This window comes from Janthinobacterium sp. BJB426 (assembly GCF_002735705.1).
Taxonomy (GTDB): domain Bacteria; phylum Pseudomonadota; class Gammaproteobacteria; order Burkholderiales; family Burkholderiaceae_D; genus Janthinobacterium.
The window spans coordinates 1-3,191 of sequence record NZ_PDZL01000046.1 but is presented as its reverse complement, the minus strand read 5'-3'; the positions used below and the strand labels follow the sequence as shown (position 1 = coordinate 3,191).

2 protein-coding genes are annotated in these 3,191 nt (G+C 62.2%); both read left to right on the top strand.

Going from position 1 to position 3,191, the window contains the following annotated elements; all coding sequences use genetic code 11:
* Window positions 1-692, top strand: a 692-nt coding sequence (locus CSQ93_RS28425; protein ID WP_158301411.1) for a phosphopantetheine-binding protein, incomplete at its 5' end; no start/stop codon positions are given.
* The coding region (locus CSQ93_RS28420) for a non-ribosomal peptide synthetase (RefSeq protein WP_158301410.1) at window positions 689-3,191 on the top strand (2,503 nt) is incomplete at its 3' end. The genes CSQ93_RS28425 and CSQ93_RS28420, both read left to right, overlap by 4 nt.

The window sequence follows — 3,191 nt, the reverse complement described above, 5'->3', positions numbered from 1 at the left end:
AACGGCTGTACCGTTCCGGCGACCTGGCGCGCTACACGCATGATGGCGAGCTCGAATATCTGGGCCGCAGTGACCACCAGGTGAAGATCCGTGGCTTCCGTATCGAACTGGGAGATATCGAATCGGCCCTGCGCGCCTGTACGGGCGTTGCCGATGCGGTGGTGCTGGCCGATAGTTCGCCTGCCGGTACCCGCCTGGTGGCGTATGTACAGGGTGCGGAGGATGGCTGCGACAGCGCTTCGCTGCGCACCGAACTGGCGGTACGCCTGCCGGACTATATGGTGCCGTCGCTGTACATCCCGGTGACGGCTTGGCCGCTGACAGCGAATGGGAAACTCGATCGCCGTGCGCTGCCTGCTCCCGACATGAATGCTGTTACTGATGCGGATTTCTCGGCCCCGGAGGGGGAAGTGGAGAGCGCCTTGGCTGCTATCTGGCAAGAGCTGCTTGGAGTTGGGCCCATCAGCCGTCATAGCGATTTCTTCGCATTGGGAGGCCATTCCCTGCTGGCGATGCGCTTGGCATCGACCATTCGCGACACCTTCTATATGGACTTTAGCTTGAACAAAATTTTTGAACAAAGCGTATTGCATTTGCAGGCTGGAATGATTGCCATGTTAATTGAAGAAAATGCATTGAGTGCGCGTCTAAGCGCCAATGTTCAGGATACTAGCGAGGGGTTCTGGTTATGACATTACATGAGTTACTGCAAGCGCTTGAAACGCGAAATATTTCAATTGGCCTCAAGGATGGGCGCCTGTTCATTGGTGCCAGACCGCAGGAAATCGGTGATGACCTACTTGGACATTTACGTCTGCAGCGCGATGCGCTGGAAAAGCACTTTGTCGAGCGGGCTGCCAAGGCGGCGCAACAGCTGATCACGGCGCACGTATCGAAGGGAGAACGTTGCCCTCTATCATCTAGTCAGCAGGGATTGTGGCTGATTGACCATTTTAATGGTGGCACCAGCACGCAGTACCACATGCCGCAGGTGCTGGAACTGGGCGGCGCGCTGGATCTGAAGCTGTTGCATGCGGCGCTGCTAACAGTGGTGCGGCGGCACGAGGTGCTGCGCACGGTCTATGCCAGCGATGGCGACACGGTGTGGCAGGAGGTGCACGAGGTAACGGCGTTCGAGTTGCCGGTCGATGAAATCACGCCGCAAACGCTGGAGCAAGCGGTCGAGGCGGAATGCGCGCGCCCGTTCGCCCTCGGCAGTGATCTGCCGCTGCGGGGCCGCGTGTTGCGCTTGTCGGATGAGCGTCATGTGCTGGTGCTGGTTATGCATCACATCGCCTCGGACGGCTGGTCCAGTGCGATTTTGGTGCGCGAGTGCTGCGAGGCTTACGCGGCGCTGGCGCAGGGGCGGACGCTGGCGCTGCCAGCGTTGCCTGTCCAGTACGCGGACTACGCGTACTGGCAGCAGCAGGAGCCGCAGCAGGCACGCCATGCGCAGCAATTGCGCTACTGGGAAGAAAAGCTGGCTGGCCTGCCGACGGTGCACAGCCTGCCGTTGGACTATCCGCGCCCCACGCAGCAAAGTTTTCGTGGCGCATTGCACCGCAGCCGTCTGGATGCGGAGCTGAGCGCGCGGCTGGTGGCGGCTTGTCGCGTACAGGGCGCAACCCTGTTCATGGGCTTGCACGCAGTGTTCAGCGCGCTGCTGTCGCGCTACAGCGGCGCCGATGATATCGCCATAGGCACGCCGATAGCCAATCGGGAACAGCCAGAGGTGGCCGCACTGATCGGCTTCTTCGTCAACACGCTGGTGCTGCGGGTGCAGATCGACGGTGAGGGCAGTTTTGCGGATCTGCTGCGCCAATGCAGAGAGACTGGACTGGCGGCGTATGCGCACCAGCAACTGCCGTTCAATGAATTGGTGGAGGCGCTCAATCCGGCGCGTTCGCTCAGCTATGCGGCGCTGTTCCAGGTCATGCTGTCGCTGCAGAATAATGAACAGGAATCGGGCTCGTTGGCTGGACTGAGCGTGACGCCGATGGAGTCGGCGCAACGCACGGCGCAGTTCGACCTGACGCTCGATGTAAAGGACGATGGCGCAGGCCTGGCCATGTCGTGGATTTATTGCAGCGACCTGTTTACCCCGGCGACGATCGGGCACCTGGCCGACAGTTTTGTCTGCCTGCTCGAAGCCGCGCTGGCGGCCCCGGATGCGCCAATGGCCCGATTGTCGCTGATTGACGGCGTCAGCCGTGCTGCGTTACTCGATGCCGGCCGCGCGACGCTGGTGCCGGCGGAGGCTGCGTGCCTGCATCAGGCGTTCGCGCTGCGGGCGGCATCGCAACCGGCGGCGGTGGCGCTGATCGATGGTGAAAGGCAGTGGTCTTACGGCGAGTTGGAGCGCGCGGCGAACGGCCTGGCGCAGCGCCTGCAGACGGCGGGGGCCATGCCGGGCACGCGGGTCGGGCTGTGCCTGGAGCGTTCGGCCGAGGTGGTGGTGGGCATCCTCGCCATTCTCAAGTGCGGCGCCAGCTATGTTCCGCTCGATCCGATCTATCCGGGCGAGCGTATCGCCTTCATGCTGGGCGACGCGGCAATCAGCATCGTGCTGGCGCAGGCGTCCACGCGCCACTTGGTGGCCAAGGGATGCGACGTGCTGTTGCTGGATGACGGCGCCATGCCGGAGTTCGACGGGGATTGGACGCCTGTTGCAGGACATGCGGATGATCAGGCATACGTGATCTACACCTCGGGTTCGACAGGACAGCCGAAGGGGGTGATGGTATCGCACGCGAATGTGGCGCGGCTGTTCTCCAGTACGGCGCCATGGTATCGCTTCAATGAGCAAGATTGCTGGTGCCTATTCCATTCCTATGCCTTCGATTTTTCGGTATGGGAAATCTGGGGTGCGCTGCTGCATGGCGGGCGCCTGGTGGTAGTGCCGCGCGCGGTGGCGCAATCGACGCCGGACTTCTACCAGCTGGTGCGGGACCAGCGAGTGACGGTGCTGAACCAGACGCCGTCAGCGTTCTATGCCTTCATCGAGCAGGATCAGTTGACGCCGGCGCCGCTGGCGTTGCGCACGGTGGTGTTTGGCGGCGAGGCATTGGCCCTGGACAAGCTGCGGCCGTGGTTCGAGCGACACAGCGACACGGCGCCGGAGCTGGTGAATATGTACGGCATCACGGAAACGACGGTGCACGTGAGTTACCGCCGGATCCGCCAGATCGACG